At 71.3% G+C, this 19,437-nt stretch carries 13 protein-coding genes; 12 read left to right on the forward strand and 1 reads right to left on the reverse strand.

The annotated features are described in order from the left end of the window. Positions 1-372: 372 nt before the first annotated feature. The 4 genes from lptB (at position 373) to ptsN (ending at position 4,084) form a co-directional block, all read left to right on the forward strand. The gene (gene lptB, locus ACX9GQ_RS09820) at positions 373-1,167 is read left to right on the forward strand and encodes an LPS export ABC transporter ATP-binding protein (protein ID WP_459629349.1); all 795 of its coding nucleotides are present in this window, start codon (positions 373-375) and stop codon (positions 1,165-1,167) included. A 105-nt stretch (positions 1,168-1,272) separates the two neighbouring features. Next, positions 1,273-2,826 carry an RNA polymerase factor sigma-54 gene (gene rpoN / locus ACX9GQ_RS09825; protein ID WP_459629350.1) on the forward strand — a complete coding sequence of 518 codons (1,554 nt, stop codon included), beginning with the start codon at positions 1,273-1,275 and terminating at the stop codon, positions 2,824-2,826. A gap of 128 nt (positions 2,827-2,954) precedes the next feature. Then, positions 2,955-3,542, forward strand: coding sequence for a ribosome hibernation-promoting factor, HPF/YfiA family (gene hpf, locus ACX9GQ_RS09830; RefSeq protein WP_459629351.1), 588 nt, complete (start codon positions 2,955-2,957; stop codon positions 3,540-3,542). A gap of 74 nt (positions 3,543-3,616) precedes the next feature. Then, entirely contained in the window at positions 3,617-4,084 is a 468-nt protein-coding gene (gene ptsN, locus ACX9GQ_RS09835) for a PTS IIA-like nitrogen regulatory protein PtsN (RefSeq protein WP_459629352.1), read from the forward strand. Between the two features lie 13 nt (positions 4,085-4,097). On the opposite strand, the gene ACX9GQ_RS09840 is transcribed toward ptsN, so the two are convergent. Further along, positions 4,098-5,108 carry a glucokinase gene (locus tag ACX9GQ_RS09840; protein ID WP_459629353.1) on the reverse strand — a complete coding sequence of 337 codons (1,011 nt, stop codon included), beginning with the start codon at positions 5,106-5,108 and terminating at the stop codon, positions 4,098-4,100. A 205-nt stretch (positions 5,109-5,313) separates the two neighbouring features. Between ACX9GQ_RS09840 and ACX9GQ_RS09845 the strand changes: the two genes are divergently transcribed. The 8 genes from ACX9GQ_RS09845 to trxA all read left to right on the forward strand — a co-directional run bounded on the left by ACX9GQ_RS09845 (position 5,314) and on the right by trxA (position 19,422). Further along, positions 5,314-6,933: a fumarate hydratase gene (locus ACX9GQ_RS09845; RefSeq protein WP_459629354.1), complete on the forward strand. Its 1,620-nt coding sequence runs from the start codon at positions 5,314-5,316 to the stop codon at positions 6,931-6,933. A 28-nt stretch (positions 6,934-6,961) separates the two neighbouring features. Then, complete coding sequence (locus ACX9GQ_RS09850) at positions 6,962-7,315, forward strand: hypothetical protein (protein ID WP_459629355.1); 354 nt, start codon at positions 6,962-6,964, stop codon at positions 7,313-7,315. A 205-nt stretch (positions 7,316-7,520) separates the two neighbouring features. Next, entirely contained in the window at positions 7,521-10,058 is a 2,538-nt protein-coding gene (locus tag ACX9GQ_RS09855; RefSeq protein ID WP_459629356.1) for a sensor histidine kinase, read from the forward strand. A gap of 14 nt (positions 10,059-10,072) precedes the next feature. Continuing rightward, positions 10,073-11,635, forward strand: a complete 1,563-nt coding sequence (gene tsaE / locus ACX9GQ_RS09860; RefSeq protein WP_459629357.1) for a tRNA (adenosine(37)-N6)-threonylcarbamoyltransferase complex ATPase subunit type 1 TsaE — start codon at positions 10,073-10,075, stop codon at positions 11,633-11,635. A 33-nt stretch (positions 11,636-11,668) separates the two neighbouring features. Beyond that, positions 11,669-12,394 (forward strand): nucleotidyltransferase family protein, encoded by a 726-nt coding sequence (locus ACX9GQ_RS09865; RefSeq protein WP_459629358.1) that lies wholly within the window; start codon positions 11,669-11,671, stop codon positions 12,392-12,394. Next, positions 12,384-15,560, forward strand: a complete 3,177-nt coding sequence (gene addB, locus ACX9GQ_RS09870) for a double-strand break repair protein AddB (protein WP_459629359.1) — start codon at positions 12,384-12,386, stop codon at positions 15,558-15,560. The genes ACX9GQ_RS09865 and addB overlap by 11 nt, the downstream gene beginning before the upstream one ends. Then, the gene (gene addA / locus ACX9GQ_RS09875) at positions 15,557-19,021 is read left to right on the forward strand and encodes a double-strand break repair helicase AddA (protein ID WP_459629360.1); all 3,465 of its coding nucleotides are present in this window, start codon (positions 15,557-15,559) and stop codon (positions 19,019-19,021) included. Before addB ends, addA begins: the two co-directional genes overlap by 4 nt. A gap of 83 nt (positions 19,022-19,104) precedes the next feature. Beyond that, positions 19,105-19,422: a thioredoxin gene (gene trxA / locus ACX9GQ_RS09880; RefSeq protein WP_459629361.1), complete on the forward strand. Its 318-nt coding sequence runs from the start codon at positions 19,105-19,107 to the stop codon at positions 19,420-19,422. Positions 19,423-19,437: the final 15 nt, after the last annotated feature.

Consider the following 19,437-nt stretch of genomic DNA (forward strand, 5'->3'; position numbering starts at 1 on the left):
CTGGCGTCCAGCGGGTCGCGGGCGCATGTCGCAGCACTGCGCCCAAGGCCTCCACAGGCCCGGCGGCTCCGATCGCCAGAGCCGCTGTCACGACGGCAGTCGCGCCCCCCCGGCCGCAACCGCCACTTTCGGGGCGAACGGCCCCGCGGCGACGATGAAGCCCTTCGGTTTGGCGAGCACGGCCCGGAACACCCGCGCCGGCTGCGGCTCGGACGGGGATCACCGCAGCCTTGCTGAAGGCCGGACCGCGCGGCCATCCGGCCTATTACGCATCACGCCAGCGTGCGCGGACGTGCAACCGCCGTGCGATTGCGGCGCGTGCCAAGCTCGGATAGGAGGGTGCGTCCATTTCGCCCCTGATCGCGGCCCACCTTGCGACACGACCCCTTCGAGCAACACCCGGCCGGTGCCCCGGCAGCCTACGCCCCCCAGGAGTGGGACGGGCGCGGGACGTTGCTGGTCGAGGGGCTCGCCAAGAGCTATCGCGGCCGGGCCGTCGTGCAGGACGCCGGGCTGATGGTGCGCAACGGCGAGGCAGTCGGCCTCCTCGGCCCCAACGGCGCGGGCAAGACCACCATCTTCTACATGATCACCGGGCTCGTCGCCGCCGACCGGGGCCGGATCCACCTCGACGGGAACGACATCACGGCCCTGCCGATGTACCGCCGCGCGCGGCTCGGGATCGGCTACCTGCCGCAGGAGGCCTCGATCTTCCGCGGCCTCAACGTCGAGGACAACATCCGCGCCGTCCTCGAGGTGGTGGAGCCGGACAAGGCCCGGCGCGAGTCGGAACTCGACGCGCTGCTCGAGGAGTTCGACATCAAGCGGCTGCGCAAGTCGCCGTCCATCGCGCTGTCGGGCGGCGAGCGGCGGCGCTGCGAGATCGCCCGGGCGCTGGCGGGGCGTCCGTCCTTCATGCTGCTCGACGAGCCGTTCGCCGGCATCGACCCGATCGCGGTGGGCGACATCCAGGCTCTGGTGCGCCACCTCACCGGCCGCGGCATCGGCGTGCTGATCACCGACCACAATGTCCGCGAGACGCTCGGCCTCATCGATCGGGCCTACATCATCCACTCGGGACGCGTGCTGATGGAAGGCACGCCCGACGAGATCATCGCCAGCCCCGACGTGCGCCGCCTGTATCTGGGCGAGGACTTCCGCCTCTGACCCGCGGCCTGCCGGCTTTGACCCGCCGGCGCATCCGGGCTATGACTTCACCGCAGGCAATTTTCATGCCGGACCGCGTCCGTCCGGCGGCGGGGCGTGAGGCGTATGAGATTTTCGCAGCGGCTGGAGCTTCGGCAGGGGCAATCCCTGGTGATGACGCCGCAGCTGCTGCAGGCCATCAAGCTGCTGCAGTTCTCCAGCCTCGAGCTCATGAACTACGTCGAGGCCGAGCTCGAGCGCAATCCGCTGCTGGAACGCGCCGACGATCCGGGTGGCGAGGCGGGCGGCGAGCCGCGCGAGGACACGGGACGGGAGAGCGCCGACGAACCCGTGCGCTCGGGGGACTGGCTTCAACAGGACATGGCGCCCGACCGGGGGACCATCGAGGGGCGGCTCGACACCGACCTCGGCAACGTCTTCCCCGATGACAGGGCGCCGACACCCGCCGAGGCGAAGCCCGCGGCGGAGGGACTCGGCCTGTCGTCCGGCAGCTGGTCCGGTGTCGGTGGCGCGCCGCGCGACGGGGACGAGGACGTCAGCCTCGAGGCCTACGTCGCGGCGCAGCTGTCGATGCAGGACATGCTCGCCGAGCAGCTCGCGGTGGCGACCACGGACCCCGCCGAGCGGCTGATCGGCCAGACGCTGATCGACCTGATCGACGAAGCCGGCTACCTCACGGAGCCACTGCAACCGGTTGCAGAGCGCCTCGGCGTGCCGCTGGAGCGGGTCGAGCGCGTGCTCGGTATCATCCATACCTTCGAACCGAGCGGCATCGGCGCCCGGAACCTGAAGGAGTGCCTCGCAATCCAGTTGCGGGAGGCGGACCGGTTCGACCCCGCCATGGCCCAGCTCGTCGCGCATCTCGACCTTCTGGCCCGGCGTGACTTCACCGGCCTGAAGCGCGTCTGCGGCGTCGACGACGAGGACCTCGCCGACATGGTGGCGGAGATCCGCCGCCTGGACCCCAAGCCCGGCCTCCGCTTCGGGGGGACGCCGATCCAGCCGGTGGTGCCGGATGTCTATGTCCGCGCCGGCAGCGACGGCGGGTGGGTCGTCGAACTCAACTCCGACGTGCTGCCGCGTGTGCTGATCAACCAGACTTATCTCGCCACGGTGTCGAAGGCGGCGCGCAACGAGCCGGAAAAGACCTACATCACGGACTGCCTGCAGACGGCCAACTGGCTCACGCGCAGCCTGGAGCAGCGGGCAAAGACCATCCTCAAGGTGGCGACGGAGATCGTCCGGCAGCAGGACGGTTTTCTCACGCTCGGCGTGGAACACCTGCGGCCGCTGAACCTGCGGACGGTCGCGGATGCCATCGGCATGCACGAATCGACCGTGTCGCGCGTCACCTCGAACAAGTACGTAGCGACGCCGCGTGGCGTGTTCGAGATGAAGTACTTCTTCACCGCCGCCATCGCCGGCACGCGGGGCGGCGACGCGCATTCGGCGGAGTCCGTGCGCCACCGGATCAAGCAGATGATCGACGCCGAGAGCGCCGAGGACGTGCTTTCGGACGATGCCATCGTGCAGAAGCTGCGCGACGCCGGCATCGACATCGCCCGACGCACGGTCGCCAAGTACCGGGAAGGGTTAAGAATTCCTTCGTCCGTCGAGCGCCGGCGGGAGAAAACCGCCCTTGCGGCGGCGCGCGGCTGACCCCTCGGACGAGCCCGCATTGACTTCCCCGTGAGCCGTCCTTAGGTCTTTCCGACAGGGGGGCGAGGACGGGGTGTCGTCGGGAGACGACGAACGCGACCGAACTCCCGCCGGTCCCGGAGCTGACCATGCCTTTGCGAGTCTCGGGAAAGAACCTCGACATCGGGGAAGCCCTGCGCGCGCAGGTCGTTGCCCGCGTGTCCGGGGCGGTCCAGAAGTACTTCGACGGCGGCTTCAGCGGCCACGTGATCGTGGAGCGCGAGGGCACCGGGTTTCGGACGGACTGCACGCTTCACCTCTCGTCGGGCGTGACGCTGCAGGCCGACGCCTCGTCGCACGATGCCTACCAGAGCTCGGACAGGGCCGCGGAGCGGCTGGAGAAGCGGCTGCGCCGCTACAAGCGCCGCCTGAAGGACCACGCATCGGGCACCAACGGCGCGGGCACGGCGATGGAGGTCCCCTCCTACGTCATCCAGGCGCCGGACCATGAGGTCGAGGAGCCCGAGGGTGAATTCCATCCGATCGTCATCGCCGAGACCAAGAAGAGCATGAAGACGCTCTCGGTCAGCGAGGCGGTCCAGGATCTCGACCTCACCGGGGCTCCGCTCCTGATGTTCCGCCACGCCGGCTCAGGGCGCATGAACATCGTCTACCGCCGAAGCGACGGAAACATCGGCTGGATCGACCCGCCGGCGCTCGCCGGTGACACCCTTTAGCCCATGCGACGCCCCGGACTCTGGCCCGCTTCATGCAGGGCCGACGACGCCCGCGAGCAAGATGTGACCTGACCATGCCCCTTTCCGATTTCCTGACCCAGGACGCGGTCGTCGCCGGCCTGAAGGTCAACTCGAAGAAGCAGGCGCTGCAGGAACTCGCCGAAAGGGCTGCGGCCGTCTCGGGCCTGCCCGAGCGGGAGATCTTCGATACGCTGCTGCAGCGCGAGCGCCTGGGTTCGACCGGCATCGGGCACGGCATCGCCATCCCGCACGGCAAGCTTGCACGGGTGCCCAAGCTCTTCGGGGTGTTCGCGAAGCTCGACAAGGCGATCGACTTCGAGGCGCTCGACGGCGAGCCCGTCGACCTCGTCTTCGTGCTGATCGCGCCCGAATCGGCAGGCGCCGACCACCTCAAGGCCCTCGCCCGCGTGGCAAGGGTCCTGCGCGACACGTCCATCACGCAGAAGCTGCGCGCCGCCGAGACCGCGGACGCGCTCTACGCCGTGCTGATGGAAACGCCGTCCACCTCCCACGCCGCCTGAGGCCCCGGGTCGGTCAGGCCTTCCAGCCGCGACTGGCGTAGTCGATGGCGTAGCGCCCCGGGGCGGCGGCAATGGCCGCCATCCCGTGCAGGACCGCGTCCGGGGACACGATCAGCCGCGTGGCGATCGACTCCGGCAGCCAGCGAACCGGTTCCTTGGCCTCGAACGTGGCCCGGAACGCCGCGTGGTCGAGCAGGGGCACGAGGCGGGGCACGATCCCGCCGGCGATGAAGACCCCTCCCGTGGCGCAGAAGGCGATGGCCATGTCGCCGGCAAACCGCGCCAGCAACGTCAGGAACATGCGGACCGTATCGGCCTCCGCCGAGCGCGGATCGGCCAGGGCGGCGTTGACAACGGCAGCGCCGTCGGTGGCCCCGTTCGGCACGCCCGCGACACGGCAGCGCGCCGCGTGAAGCCGCGCGAGGCCCGGCCCCGAGAGGACGACCTCGCCGGCGAGCCGGCCGCCGACCCGTTCGACCGCCGCGAACACGGCCTGCTCCTCCGCCGTGAAGGGAGCGAGATCGACATGGCCGCCCTCGCTCGCCAGCGGAATGAAGCGTCCATCCACCTCGAGCAGGGCGCCGACGCCCAGCCCGGTCCCCGGTCCGAGCACGAGCCGCGGGCCAGGGCCGGCGCGGCGCTCGGTACCGATGGTGAGGAGGCTGTCGGCCGGCAGGGCCGGCAGGGCCAGCGCCTGGGCCTCGAAGTCGTTGAGAAGCAGGCCGCCCGACAATCCGAGTTCCGCGGCGAGGGCGGCGCCGTCGATGAGCCAGCCGGCGTTGGTGAGCTGGCAGCGGCGGCCGTCGACCGGACCGGCACCACACAAAACGACCGACCGCGGCGTTGCCCCCACCGATCCCGCGACGTGCCGGATGGCTTCGGCAGGGCCGGCATAGTCGGACGTCCGCAGGCGCGCGACGATCCGGACGGGATCACCCGGTGCGTCGGCCCACGCGAAACGGGCGTTCGTGCCGCCGATATCGCCGACGACCAGGGGATGGGGAAGCGTGTGCGTCTCGGCCAACGGCGGTAATCCTCGTTCGCGCCTATCTCCGCACGGTGGAGGCGGGTGTCAACTCGCCGGCCATGGCACCCGCAGATCTCTCCCGCGGTCCCGGGGCGCCCGAAACGAGACAAGAGTCGCATGCCATTCGGAGAAAAGCCGCTTTTCACCGTTTCGCGGCATGCTCTAGAAGCAGGACCGAGCCGAACCCGAGCCGAGGTGCCCCATGGCCGCCGCCGCGATCAATGCCCTGTTCCCCCTCGCCGAGGACCCCACGCCCTATCGCAAGCTGGACGTGACGGGCGTCGGGCTGGACACGTTCCGCGGCAAGCAGGTCGTCATGGTCGAGCCGGAGGCCCTGCGCGCGCTCTCCAGGCAGGCCTTCATCGACATCAACCACCTCCTGCGCCCCGGGCACCTGCAGCAGCTGGCCTCGATCCTGATGGACCCGGAGGCCACCTCGAACGATCGCTTCGTCGCCTACGACCTGCTGAAGAACGCCAACATCGCCGCCGGCGGCGTCCTGCCCATGTGCCAGGACACCGGCACGGCCATCGTCATGGGCAAGAAGGGCCGCATGGTGTGGACCGACGGCACCGACGAGGACGCGATCGCCGACGGCGTCCGCGACGCCTACTTCGAGCGCAACCTGCGCTACTCGCAGCTCGCGCCGCTGTCGATGTTCGAGGAGACGAACACCCGCAACAATCTACCGGCGCAGATCGAGCTCTACGCCGAGGGCGAGGACGCCTACAAGTTCCTCTTCGTCGCCAAGGGCGGCGGCTCGGCCAACAAGACGTTCCTCTACCAGGCGACGCCGTCCCTGCTGACGCGCGACCGCATGCTGGCCTTCCTGAAGGAGAAGATCCTCACCCTCGGCACGGCCGCCTGCCCGCCCTACCACCTCGCCATCGTCATCGGCGGGACCTCGGCCGAGCAGACGCTGAAGACGGTCAAGCTCGCCTCGACCCGCTACCTCGACGGACTGCCCACGCAGGGTTCGCCGGCCGGGCACGCCTTCCGTGACCTCGAGATGGAGGCGGAGGTGCACCGCATGACGCAGGCGCTCGGCGTCGGCGCCCAGTTCGGCGGGAAGTACTTCTGCCACGACGTCAGGGTGATCCGCCTTCCCCGCCATGGCGCCTCGCTGCCGATCGGGCTCGGCGTGTCGTGCTCCGCGGACCGGCAGGCGCTCGGCAAGATCACGGCCGACGGCGTCTTCCTGGAGCAGCTGGAGACCAACCCGGCGCGGTTCATGCCGGAGGTCGACGAGGCGGCGCTGGGCGGCGACGTCGTGCGCATCGACCTGACCCGGCCGATGCCGGAGATCCTGCGCACGCTCTCGGCCTACCCGATCCGGACCCGGCTCTCGCTCAGCGGGCCGATGATCGTGGCGCGCGACCTCGCCCACGCGAAGATCCGCGAGCGGCTCGATCGCGGCGAGCCGATGCCCGACTACTTCCGCAACCACCCCGTCTACTACGCAGGACCCGCCAAGACGCCGACGGGCTACGCGTCGGGCTCGTTCGGGCCGACGACGGCGGGCCGCATGGACAGCTACGTCGACCAGTTCCAGGCTGCCGGCGGCTCGATGGTGATGCTGGCGAAGGGCAACCGGTCGAAGGAGGTGCGGGACGCCTGCGCGAAGCACGGCGGCTTCTACCTGGGCTCGATCGGCGGCCCGGCGGCGCGCCTCGCGCAGGATTGCATCCGCAAGGTCGAGGTGCTGGAGTACCCTGAGCTCGGCATGGAGGCGATCTGGCGGATCGAGGTCGAGGACTTCCCCGCCTTCATCGTCGTCGACGACAAGGGCAACGACTTCTTCAAGGAACTCAACCTCGGCTGAGCCGTCGCCGGGGCACTGGGGGCGGCCGATGGCAGGACTGCGCATTCTCCTTCTTTCGGCCGGCCTCGCCGGCGTCATCGCCCCGTTCCCGGGCGCGTTTCCCGCCGCGGCGGGCACCGTGCCAACGCCCGAGTGCCAGCGCGACCTGATCGTCACGCAATCGGACCTGCGGCAGGCGGAACAGGCGCTGTCCGGCGCAGCCAACGCGCCAAAGGACCAGCTTTGCAAGGTCTGGCGCGACCAGATCGCGGTGTTCAAGAAGTCCGCCGCGACGTATCGCCGCTGCAAGACGGACACCGAGCGGCGGGTCCTCTCGGCCCAGATGGACAGCCAGGCGCTCGACTTCCAGAGCGCCGTCGACCAGCTCTGCAAGGGTCGCTGACCCCTCTCCGTCACCCGCCGATATGGCAGCGGGGCAACACTCCGGGCTTTTCGAGTCCCGGGGCAACCGGTGGCATTTTCAACCCGCCGTTAACCACTTCCGGGCGGAGTCTGGGCGAGTCTAGAGTGCAGGTGATTCGGCCATGGCCGGCCTCTGCCGTCCCTCGCGACGGGCCGGTTGCGCGCGAGCAGGGAGACCGCACAGGATGGCCGTCGGAGCCGGGGATGAGGAACGGGACCGTGGGGTGCGTCCCTGCGGAAGCGCCGCCTCCGGCCGCCCGCGCCTTGCCCGTCTTCTCGCAGCATCCACCGCATTGGCGGGGGGAACGCTGGTCGCCTCCGCAGCCGGAGCGGCGTCCTTCCTCGACGTCCTGACCCAGCTGCCGGCCCGCGTCGATCCCCACGGGGCCGTCGGGCTCGCCGTCTTCATGGGCCTCGTCATCTTCTCCACCACCACGGCCCTGATCCACATCAGCCAGAGGCGCCGCTGGTCGGAGCGTGACGCGCGGCTGACAGCCGAGAATGCCGACCTCAGGGCCCGCAACGACCGCGCCGACGTGCTGCTCGCCGCCGAGCCGCAGGTGATCGTGGCATGGGGCGGCCGCAGCGGAGAGCCGGAGATCGAGGGCGACCTCTCCATCGTGGCCGAGGGCCTCACCCCCCGCCGGGTCCTGGGCTTCGGCAGCTGGCTTCCCGCCGCGGAGGCGCAGGCGCTTGAAGCCGCCGTGGAGCGGCTCAAGCAGCGCGGCGAAGCCTTCCGCATGACGCTGAAGAGCGTCGGCGGGCGCATCCTCGAGACAGAAGGCCGCCCGGTCGTCGGACGGGCCGTGCTGCGCATCCGGGAAGTGTCGGGCGACCGCCTCGAACTGCTTCACGCGCGGGAGCAGCTCGCCGCGGCGACGGGCCGGCTCCAGTCGCTCACGACGATGCTCGACTCGATCAGCCAGCCGGTCTGGCTGCGCGACGCGGAAGGGCGTCTCACCTGGGTGAACGGTGCCTATGCGCGCGCCGTGGAGGCCCACGGCGGAAGCGACGTGGTGGCGAGGGGCACGGAGCTCCTCGACAGGGCCGTGCGGGACGAGGCGCAGCGCCAACGCACGCGTGTCGGCGCCTACAAGGGGCGCGTCGCGGCGGTCGTCGCCGGCGAACGCCGCATGCTCGACGTCTACGAGTCGAATGCCGAGACGGGCTCCGTCGGCATCGGCTTCGACGTGTCGGAGGTGGAAGCCGTCCGCACCGAGATCAAGCGCCTGCGCGACAGCCACGCCGTGACGCTGGACCAGCTGCCGACCGCCGTCGCCATCTTCGACGCCAACAAGCGGCTGAAGTTCAGCAATGCAGCCTATCGGGAGTTGTGGCAGCTCGACGCCGCCTTCCTCGAGTCCGGCCCGGTGGACGGCGAAATCCTCGACCGCCTGCGCAACGAGCGGAAGCTGCCCGAGCAGGCCGACTACAAGGCGTGGAAGAAAGGCGTGCTGGAGGCCTACCAGTCGTTCGAGCCGATCACGACCCCGTGGTACCTCCCCGGCGGCCGCACCCTGCGCGTCGTCACCAACCCGAACCCGGATGGGGGGCTGACCTACCTCTTCGACGACGTCACCGAACGCTTCCACCTCGAGACGCGCTTCAATGCCGTTCTGCGCGTGCAGGGCGAGACGCTCGCGGCGCTGAAGGAAGGTGTCGCAGTGTTCGGCTCGGACGGCCGCCTGACCCTGTTCAACCCCGCCTTCGCGCAGATGTGGTCGCTGTCCGACGCCCTGCTGAAGGACCGGCCGCACATCGAGACCGTCCTGACCGCCGCCGCCCGCCTGCACGACGACCCCGCGGCGTGGTCGGTCGTGCGCGGTGCCGTCACGGGCCTCGACTACGCCCGCAAGAGCCTGGCGCTGCGCATGGAGCGCCGCGACGGCTCGGTGCTCGACTGCGCGGGCGCGCCGCTGCCGGACGGCGCCACGCTGCTCACCTTCTCCGACAGCACCGCGACGGTGAACGTCGAGCGGGCGCTCACCGAGCGCAACGACGCCCTGCTGAAGGCCGGCGAGCTGCGCGAGAGCTTCGTCCACCACGTGTCCTACGAGCTTCGCTCGCCGCTGACCAACGTGATCGGCTTCACGCAGCTCCTTGCCGACGGCACGGTCGGCCCGCTGAACGAGCGGCAGAAGGAGTATGCCGGCCACATCATGCGCTCGTCGGCGGCGCTGATGGCCATCATCGACGACATCCTCGACCTCGCCACCATCGACACCGGCGAAATCGAGCTGGCGCTGGGCCCGGTCGACATCCGCGAGACGATCCGCGCGGCGGTGGAAGGCGTGCAGGACCGCATCGCCGAGGCGGAACTCACCCTCGTCATCGACGTGCCGGCATCCATCGGCACCATGACCGCCGACGCCAAGCGCCTGCGGCAGGTGCTGTTCAACCTGCTGTCGAACGCCGTCGGGTTCTCGCGCAAGGGTCAGACCGTGACCGTGAACGCCGAGCGGCGCGAGGGCGAGGTCGTGTTCCGGGTGAGCGACCAGGGCCGGGGCATCCCCGCCGACCTGATCGACCGCGTCTTCGACCGGTTCGAGAGCCACACCAAGGGCACGAGCCACCGTGGTGTCGGGCTGGGGCTCAGCATCGTCCGGTCGTTCGTGGAGCTTCATGGCGGCCGGGTGGCGATCGACTCCTCGCCCGGCCGCGGGACCGTCGTCACCTGCATCTTCCCTGCGGACGGTGCAACCGAGCGAGTGGCCGCCGAATGAACGGATCGACCGCCATGGCCGAATCCTCCCTCGGAGCGGGACCCGTACCGGGGCGCCTGCCCTCCGCCCAGTGGCTCGTCGCGCTGCCGGACGAGGCCGCGACGACCCGCCTTGCCCGCCGCATCGCCCCCGCCCTCGCCGCGGGCGACCTCGTGACGCTGTCCGGCGACCTCGGCTCGGGAAAGACCGCGTTCGCGCGCGCCCTCGTGCGCCTGCTTTCGGACGACCCGACGCTGGAGGTGCCGAGCCCGACCTTCACGCTCGTCCAGACCTACGACACCGCGCGTTTCCCGGTCGTCCACGCCGACCTCTACCGCATCTCCAGCGTCGACGACCTCGCGGAACTGGGCTGGGAGGAGGCCGCCGAGGGGTCCCTCGTGCTCGTCGAGTGGCCGGAGAAGGCGGGCTTCCTAGTCGAGGCGGAGCGGCTCGACGTCAGCCTCCGCATCGGGCCCGGCGGCGGCACCTCGCGCATCGCGGTTCTGACCGGATACGGCGCGTGGGCGACGCGGCTGGAGCGGGCGCGCGCCATCGACGCGCTGCTGGAGGGCGCCGGCTGGGGCGAGGCCAGGCGCCAGTTCCTGCTCGGCGACGCCTCGACGCGGGCCTACGAGCGCCTCACCCTCGGGGACCGCTCGGCGATCCTCATGATCATGCCGCGCCGGCCCGACGGACCGCCGGTGCGCATGGGCAAGCCCTATAGCGCCATCGCGCGGCTGGCGGAGAGCGTCCACGCCTTCGTCGCCCTCGACAACGGCCTGCGCGCGGAGGGCCTGAGTGCGCCCGAGATCTACGCGATGGATCTCGAGACGGGCCTGCTCCTGACCGAGGATCTGGGCGACGAGCCGGCTGTCGGCCCGGACGGCCCCATCCCCGAGCGCTATGCCGAGGCGGCTTCGGTGCTCGCCGACCTGCACGGCAAGACGCTGCCGACCGTGCTCCCCGTGGCGGCGGGGCAGGAGCACACGATCCCGCCCTACGACCTCGATGCCATGACCATCGAGGTCGAGCTCCTGCTCGACTGGTACATGCCGCACATCGTGGGGCACTCGCCGTCCGGCTCGTCACGGGCGACCTTCGTCAGCCTCTGGAAGGCGGCGCTGGAGCCGGTGATCGCGTCGCCGGCGACCTGGGTGCTGCGCGACTACCATTCCCCCAACCTGATCTGGCTCCCGGAGCGCGAGGGCTTCCACCGCGTCGGCCTGATCGACTTCCAGGACGCGGTGCTCGGCCACCCCGCCTACGACCTCGTGTCCCTGCTGCAGGACGCGCGCATCGACGTGCCGGAGGACCTGGAGCTCAAGCTGCTCGGGCACTACGCGCGGCAGCGCAAGGCGGCCGATCCCGCCTTCGACATGGGCGGCTTCGCCAAGGCCTATGCCATCCTCGGTGCGCAGCGGGCGACGAAGATTCTCGGCATCTTCGCGCGGCTGGACCGCCGCGACGGCAAGCCCCAGTACCTGCGCCACCTGCCGCGTATCCAACGCTATCTCGCGCGCGACCTGGCCCATCCCGTTCTGTCGGACCTGAAGGTCTGGTATGAGACGGTGACGCCGTCGCTGTTCGCCACGGCCTGATCCGACCCGGTCGAGCCGAACCCGTTGCCGCGCATGCCTGCGAGCCCCGTCTCCAACACCGCCATGGTCCTCGCCGCAGGACTGGGCATGCGCATGCGCCCGCTGACGCTGACGACGCCCAAGCCGCTGATCCCCGTCGCCGGGCAGCCCCTCATCGATCACATCCTCGATCCGCTGGCCGAGGCCGGGATCGAGACCGTGGTGGTGAACGTCCACTACCTGGCAGACCAGGTCGAGACGCACATGGCGGCGCGTGCCAGGCCGAAGGTGCTGATCTCGGACGAGCGGGACCGCCTGCTGGACAACGGCGGCGGCGTGAAGAAGGCGCTGCCGCTGCTCGGGACCAAGCCGTTCTTCGTGCTCAACTCCGACAGCTTCTGGATCGACGGTCCGAGGCCGAACCTGGTGCGCATGCGGGAGGCGTTCGACCCCGAGCGCATGGACCTGCTGATGCTGGTGGCGGCCGCATCGACGGCCAGCGGCTACGAGGGCATCGGCGACTACCTGATGGACCCGGCCGGCCGGCTGACACGGCGCGCGGAGCGTCAGGTGGTGCCCTTCGTCTATGCCGGCGTCATCATCATCAAGCCGGAACTCTTCGCCGACACGCCGGACGTGTTCTCTCTGAACCTCCTGTTCGACCGCGCGCAGGCGGCCGGCCGGCTTTACGGACTGCGCCTCGACGGCCAGTGGCTGCACGTGGGGACGCCCGACGCCATCGCATTGGCCGAAGCGAAGATCGTCCAGAGTGTCCGCTGACCGCCCGCGCGTCCTGACGATCCCCCCGGGGGCCCCCTTCCTCGCCACGCTGGCTGACGCCCTTCTCTCCGGCCGCCTCGTCCCCGGCTGGCCGGACGCCACCGATCCGCTCTCGCTGTCCTCGGGCACCGTGCTGCTGCCGAACCGTCGCAGTGCGCGGGCCTTCGCCGCCGTGCTGGCCGAGCGCGCGGGTGGCGACGCGCTGCTGCTGCCCCGGATCCTGCCGCTGGGCGACGTCGACGAGGCAGAGGACGCACAACTGCTTGACGCGGGTGGCCTCGCCGTCGGCGAGGAGGGGGGCGCGGGCCCCGCGCTGCCGCCCGAGGCGAGCCCAACGGCGCGCAGGCTGGCGCTGGCGCAACTCGTGCTGGCATGGGCGCGCAGCGTGGACAGGGCCCTGCTGCGCCTCGACGCGGAGGAGCAGTTGCTGGTGTCCGCCACCCCGGCGGATGCCGTGGCGCTGGCGGGCGAGTTGGGCGCGCTGATCGATACACTGGCCATCCACGGCAAGACCGTCGACGACATCGGCGCGCTCGTCCCCGGCGACTACAGCCGCTACTGGGACATCTCCCGCAGCTTCCTCGAGATCGCGGCGCGTCAGTGGCCGGACATGTGCGCCGAGGCCGGCGTGATGGACGCTGCCCTGCGCCGGCACCGGTTGCTGGCGGAGGAGGCGGCGCGCCTCGCCCGCAGCCGGCCCGAAGGTCCGATCATCGCGGCCGGATCGACGGGATCGATGCCGGCGACGGCAGCCCTGCTGGCCGCCATTGCGCGCCTGCCGCGCGGGGCCGTGGTGTTGCCGGGGCTCGACCTGCATCTCGATGACGCCAGCTTCACCGCCATCCTGCCCGGCGACGGGGAATCGGCGCCAGGGCATCCGGGACACCCGCAGGCGATGCTGGCCCGCCTGCTCGGGACGATAGGGATCGAGCGGACCGACGTCGAACCGCTCGGCGCGCCACCGGCCTCTCTCCGGGCTCGCGATCTTTTCCTGTCCGAGGCCCTGCGGCCGGCGGAAACGACCCATCTATGGCAGACACGGGGCGAACGTCTCACCGGCGATGACGTGGAAGCCGGGCTCGCGGGAGTGTCCGTGGTCGAGGCCGCCGACGACCGCGAGGAGGCCCTGGCCATCGCCGTCGCCATGCGCGAGGCGCTCGAGACGCCAGACAGGACGGCGGCGCTCGTCACGCCGGACCGGTCGCTCGCGGAGAGAGTGTCCGCCGAGTTGCAGCGCTGGGGCCTGGCCGTGGAGGACTCCGCCGGGCAGGCGCTCGACCGGTCGACCGCGGGCGCGCTCGCACGGCTGGTGGCGGAGGCTGCGGCCTCGGACTTCGAGGCCGGGCCGCTGCTTGCGCTGCTCGCCCATCCCGGCTGCCGCCTCGGCCTGCCGACTGCCACCCTGCGCCGCGGCAGGATCGCCGTCGAGATCGGGGTCCTGCGCGGCACCGCGCTGCCGTCCGGGCTCACGGCCCTGCAGCAGGCCCTTCGGGGAGCCCGGACCGCAGCGGGACACCGCCGGGTGGCGCGGCCGGTGCGACGGCTCGGCCCGTGGGACTGGGACGCTGCCGCGAGCCTGATCGATGCGCTGGGCGCGGCCTTCGCCGGCTTCCGGCACGAGGACCACCGCGGAGCCTGCGACCTGCTCCGGCTCGCCGCCGCGCATGAGCAGGCGCTGGCCGCTGTCGCCGCACCTGCGCCAGGAGAGCAGGGCGGCGCCTTCGACGGACCCGCGGGCGAAGCGCTCGCGGCCCTCTTCGACTCCGCGCGGGATCAGCCGGGCGCGTCCCTGACGGGCGCCTTTGCGGACTATCCGGCCTTCTTCCACCGGCTCATGGCCGGACATCAGGTGAAGGCTGCGGGGCAAGGCCATCCGCGGCTTCGCATCCTCGGCCTGCTCGAGGCGCGCCTCCTGCCGACGGACCTGGTGGTCCTCGGCGGCCTCGACGAGAAGACATGGCCGCCGGAGGCGCGGGGGGACGCCTTCCTCAACCGGCCGATGCGGTATCGGCTCGGCCTTCCGTCGCCCGAGCGGCGGATCGGCCAGACCGCACACGATCTCGTCCAGGCGCTCGGTGCTCCCGAATCCGTCATCACGCGGGCGGCCAAGCGCGGCGGCGACCCGACTGTTCCGTCGCGATTCCTGCAGCGCATGCAGGCGGTCGCGGGCGAGGCCGTCTGGTCGGGGGTGCTGACGCGGGGCCGGCGGCTGCTCGACCTCGCGCGCCTTCTCGATGCCGCAGGACCGCCGCGGTCCGCCCGGCGCCCGGCGCCGAAGCCCCCGCGGGACGCCATCCCTCGGCGGCTCAGCGTCACCGAGATCGAGACGCTGGTGCGCGATCCCTATGCGATCTACGCGCGGCACGTGCTGTCTCTCGACCCGCTCGACCCCATCGGCCAGCCGCCCGACGCCGCCGTCCGCGGTACCCTCATCCACGACATCCTGGGCACCTTCGCCAAGGAAGCGAAGACGGGGATGCCGGCCGACCCGCTCGCGCGGCTCACCGAGATCGGGCACGCGGCCTTCGCGGCTGCGCCCGAGCTTGCCGGCCGCCCCGACGTGGCCGCCTTCTGGTGGCCTCGCTTCCTTCGCATCGCGGAGGCCGTCGCTGGCTGGGAGCTGCGGCGGCGCGCCGACGGCCGGACCGTCGAGCCCGAGATTTCCGGCCGCATGGACATCCCCATCGACGGCGACGAGGCGGGCTTCACGCTGACGGGCCGCGCGGACCGGATCGAGGTCATCGAGAACCGCTACGCCATCGTCGACTTCAAGACCGGACGGCCGCCCTCGGCGAAGGAGGTGAAGGTCGGGTTCGCGCCACAGCTGACGCTGGAGGCCGCGATGGCCAGGGCAGGGGCCTTCCCGGGCATCCCTCCCGGCGGCAGCGTCGCCGAACTGCTCTACGTCCGCCTCGGCGCCACGGGCGAGCCGCTGGAGGAGCGCCCCGTCAAGGACAGGGAGGGCCTCGACCCGGACGCGCTCGCCGCAGAGCACCTGGAGGAACTCGCCGGGATGTTGCGCGCGTTCATCGCCGGCGAGCGCGCGTTCCTGTCGCGGCCGCACGTGAAGTTCATGAAGCAGCCCGGAGCCTACGACCACCTCGCCCGCGTGCGGGAATGGTCGCTTGCCGGGCTGGAGGACGACGACGCGGGGGGCGAGGCATGAGCACCGGTCGACTCTTCGTGCCCCCGGAGACGCGCGACCGGCAGCGGCGCGCCTCCGACCCGCGGACGTCAGCATGGGTCTCGGCCAACGCCGGCTCCGGCAAGACCTTCGTGCTCTCGCGCCGGGTCGTGCGGCTGCTCCTCGACGGCGTCGATCCCTCGACCATCCTCTCGCTGACCTTCACCAAGGCCGCGGCCGCCAACATGGCGAACCGGGTCTTCGAGATCCTGGGCGGCTGGGTGACGATGACCGACGCCGGGCTCTCGCAGGCCCTGCTGGAACTCGACGGCCAGGCGCCCTCGCCCGCGCGTCTCGCCATGGCGCGGCGGCTCTTCGCCCGGGCCGTCGAAACCCCGGGCGGACTGAAGATCCAGACCATCCACGCGTTCTGCGAACGGCTGCTGCATCTCTTCCCGTTCGAGGCGAACGTCTCGGCCGCGTTCGAGGTGCTCGATGATGCCGCGGCGGCCGAGATGCTGGCGGAGGCGCGGCACGCGCTGCTGGACCGCGCGGCATCCCATCCGGACGGCCCGGAGGCGCAGGCCGTCTCGCGGGTCGAGAAGATCGCCGGCCAGAGCGGCTTCGAGACACTGATGAGCCAGGCGCTCGGCCTCCGCAGCTGGTTGCGGGAGCATGCGCGGGGTGACGACGGGATCGCTGCCTACCACGCCAGTCTTGCCGGGGCGCTGGGCATCGGGCCCGACGAGACACCCGAGGACATCGAGCGGGCCATCACCGAGGACGGCATCCCGCCGTCGGAGTGGGAGGCCGTGGCCGCCAGCCTGGACGCATTCTCGGCGGCCAACGAGGCGAAGCAGGCCGAACGGCTTCGTGCCGCCGTCGCCAACAACGGGAGCGATCGGGCCGAGGCCTATCTCTCGGTGTTCCTCACCGCCGAGGAGCAGGCGCGCAAGTCGATCGTCGGCAAGCCGGTCCAGACGAAGCTGCCCGACCTCGCGGCACGGCTCGCAGCGGAGCAGCAGCGCGTGCTTGCCCTCGTCGACCGCCGCCGGGCAGCGGCGACGCTCGCCGGCAGCGTCGCGCTGGCCCGCCTCGCGGAGGCGGTCGCGCGCCGCTACGAGCAGGCCAAGAGCGCACGCGGCGTCCTCGACTTCGACGACCTCGTATCGCGGACGCTGGCGCTGCTTGCCCGCTCCGACGCGGCGTGGGTGCTCTACAAGCTCGACCAGGGCATCGAGCACATCCTTGTCGACGAGGCGCAGGACACCAGCCACGCGCAATGGGAGATCCTGACGCGGATCGCGGAGGAGTTCGTCTCGGGCGATGGCCGCAACCCACGTTTGCGGACCGTCTTCGCCGTGGGCGACGCCAAGCAGTCGATCTTCTCCTTCCAGGGGGCCGACCCGCGCGTCTTCGAGGCGAAGAAGGTGCATTTCGAGCGGCGGTTCCGCGCACTGCGCGAGAATGCGGCCGATCCGGCGCGCTGGGGCTTCGATCCGATCAGCCTCAACCTCTCCTTCCGGTCGGCGCCGGAGATCCTGAACGCCGTCGACGCGGTCTTCGCCGAGGAGCGTCATTTCCGCGGGCTGTCCTCCGACCCCGGCGAACGAGGCACGTCGCACCAGAGCGCCCGCCCCGATGCCGTGGGCCGGGTCGACCTGTGGCCCACCGTGACGCCGACTCCGGCGGAAGAGCGGGGCGCATGGGACGAGCCGCTGGACACGCCGGCAGAGGCGGCCCCGCCGGTGCAGCTCGCCGAGCGGATCGCCGCGCTCATCGACCACTGGCGCCAGCACGGCGACGACGAAGGGCGCCGCATCCGCCCCGGCGACGTGCTGATCCTCGTGCGCCGTCGGGGACCCTTCTTCGAGGCGGTGATCCGCGCCCTGAAGAGCCGTGGCGTGCCGGTGGCGGGTGCCGACCGGCTGGCGCTGACGGAGCACATCGCGGTCCTCGACCTGATCGCGCTGGGGCGGTCGTCGCTCCTGCCGCAGGATGACCTCACGCTGGCCACGGTGCTCAAGTCGCCGCTGTTCGGGGTTGACGAGGAAACCCTGTTCTCCGTCGCCCACGGACGCGAGGGCAGCCTCGCCCGGGCCATCGCCACCCGCGCGGAGGCGGGGGAGCAGCCGTGGGCGACCATCCAGGCGGACCTGCAGCGCTTTCGGACGCTCGCCCGCGAGGCGGGTCCGTTCCAGTTCTATGCCCGCGTGCTCGGCCCCGGTCGCGGCCGCCTCGGCATGCTGTCACGGCTGGGCTCGGAGGCGGGCGACGCGGTCGACGAGTTCCTGCGGCTGGCGCTCGACCACGAGCAGCGCAGGACACCGTCGCTGCCACTCTTCCTCGACGCCGTCGACGGCGCCGACATCACCATTCGCCGCGACATGGAGGACGGCCGCGACGAGGTGCGCGTGATGACGGTACACGGCGCCAAGGGGCTCGAGGCCCCCGTCGTGTTCCTCGCCGACACCTGCACCGTGCCGCAGAACGACGCGCGGATCCTGCGAATGGGCGGCGAGGCCGGCCTGCCCGTGTGGTCGCGCGGGGCCAAGGTCGATCCCGCGGCCGTGCGGACGGCGCGCGAGGAAGAGGCGGCTCGCATTCGCGAAGAGTATCACCGGTTGCTGTATGTGGGGCTTACGCGCGCGAAGGACCGGCTGATCGTCGCCGGCTTCGAGACGTCGAAGGGACGCGCGGAGGACTGCTGGTACGACATGGTGCACCGGCAGTTGGCCCCGCTTTGCGAGACGGTCCCCGCCGAGGACGGCCGGGGCGACGTGCTGCGCTACCAGCCGCGGCCGAGCCCGGCCGCCGCGCCGGTCGGCATTGCGACGCCCGCCCCTGCACCTCTCCGGCCTGCCTGGCTGGACGTGGCAGCGCCCGCCGAGGCCGAGACCGTCGGGCCGATCCGGCCATCGAAGGCGCTGGCGGCGGCCGACAGCCCGCCGCGGGCCGCAGACACCCCGTTCCTGCGCGACGCCCGGGCCGCCGGCATTCTCGTCCACCGCATTCTCGAGGTGTTGCCGGGCGTGCCGCGCGACGGCTGGCGCGCAGCGGCGACAGCTCTCGCCGCCGCGCGTGGCGCAGACCTGACGGCGGAGCGGCGATCCCACCTCGTCGACCAGGCGCTCGCCTTGCTGGGCGAGCCCTCGCTGGCGCCGCTGTTCGGCCCGGGCAGCCGGGCAGAGGCGGCCCTCGCGGGGCGGCTCACGGGATCCGACGGCAAGGACCGCCCCGTCTGGGGCCAGGTCGACCGGCTTGCCATCACCCCGACCGAAGTGATCGTCGCCGACTACAAGACGACGGCGCGGCCGCCGGCCTCGCCCGGCGACATCCCGGAGCAGTATGTGGGGCAGCTCGCGGTCTACAGGGCGCTGGTGAGCCGCGTGGTGCCCGGACGACCGGTGCGCTGCCTGCTGGTGTGGACCAGCGGGCCGGTGGTGATGACGGTGCCGGAGGACCGGCTCGATGCCGCGCTGGCGCGCATCACCGCTGCGTGACGCTCCCTTGACGCTGTCGGGGCCGGTTCATAGCTTGCGCGGGACCGGCCGAATCCGGCCCCGACGACCGAAAGAGGTTCACCATGACCGCCAAAGTGACGGACGCCAGCTTCAAGTCTGACGTCCTCGACTCGAACCTTCCCGTGGTGGTCGACTTCTGGGCGGAGTGGTGCGGCCCCTGCCGCATGATCGCCCCCGCTCTCGAGGAGATCTCCAAGGAGCTCGAAGGCAAGGTGAAGATCGTCAAGCTGAACGTCGACGAGAATCCCGGCACCGCCGGCCAGTTCGGCATCCGCTCGATCCCGACGCTGATGCTGTTCAAGGACGGCAAGCTGGCGTCGCAGATGGTCGGCGCGAAGCCGAAGGGCGACCTGTCGCGCTGGATTTCCTCAGCGGTCTGAGCCAGCCGCGCGTTC

Source organism: Alsobacter sp. R-9, from assembly GCF_054612375.1.

Excerpts from the sequence above, each read along its gene's own strand:
- rpoN (WP_459629350.1), top strand. The coding sequence starts at position 1,273 with ATGAGATTTTCGCAGCGGCTGGAGCTTCGGCAGGGGCAATCCCTGGTG.
- hpf (WP_459629351.1), top strand. The coding sequence starts at position 2,955 with ATGCCTTTGCGAGTCTCGGGAAAGAACCTCGACATCGGGGAAGCCCTG.
- ptsN (WP_459629352.1), top strand. The coding sequence starts at position 3,617 with ATGCCCCTTTCCGATTTCCTGACCCAGGACGCGGTCGTCGCCGGCCTG.
- ACX9GQ_RS09845 (WP_459629354.1), top strand. The coding sequence starts at position 5,314 with ATGGCCGCCGCCGCGATCAATGCCCTGTTCCCCCTCGCCGAGGACCCC.
- ACX9GQ_RS09850 (WP_459629355.1), top strand. The coding sequence starts at position 6,962 with ATGGCAGGACTGCGCATTCTCCTTCTTTCGGCCGGCCTCGCCGGCGTC.
- ACX9GQ_RS09855 (WP_459629356.1), top strand. The coding sequence starts at position 7,521 with ATGGCCGTCGGAGCCGGGGATGAGGAACGGGACCGTGGGGTGCGTCCC.
- tsaE (WP_459629357.1), top strand. The coding sequence starts at position 10,073 with ATGGCCGAATCCTCCCTCGGAGCGGGACCCGTACCGGGGCGCCTGCCC.
- ACX9GQ_RS09865 (WP_459629358.1), top strand. The coding sequence starts at position 11,669 with ATGCCTGCGAGCCCCGTCTCCAACACCGCCATGGTCCTCGCCGCAGGA.
- addA (WP_459629360.1), top strand. The coding sequence starts at position 15,557 with ATGAGCACCGGTCGACTCTTCGTGCCCCCGGAGACGCGCGACCGGCAG.
- trxA (WP_459629361.1), top strand. The coding sequence starts at position 19,105 with ATGACCGCCAAAGTGACGGACGCCAGCTTCAAGTCTGACGTCCTCGAC.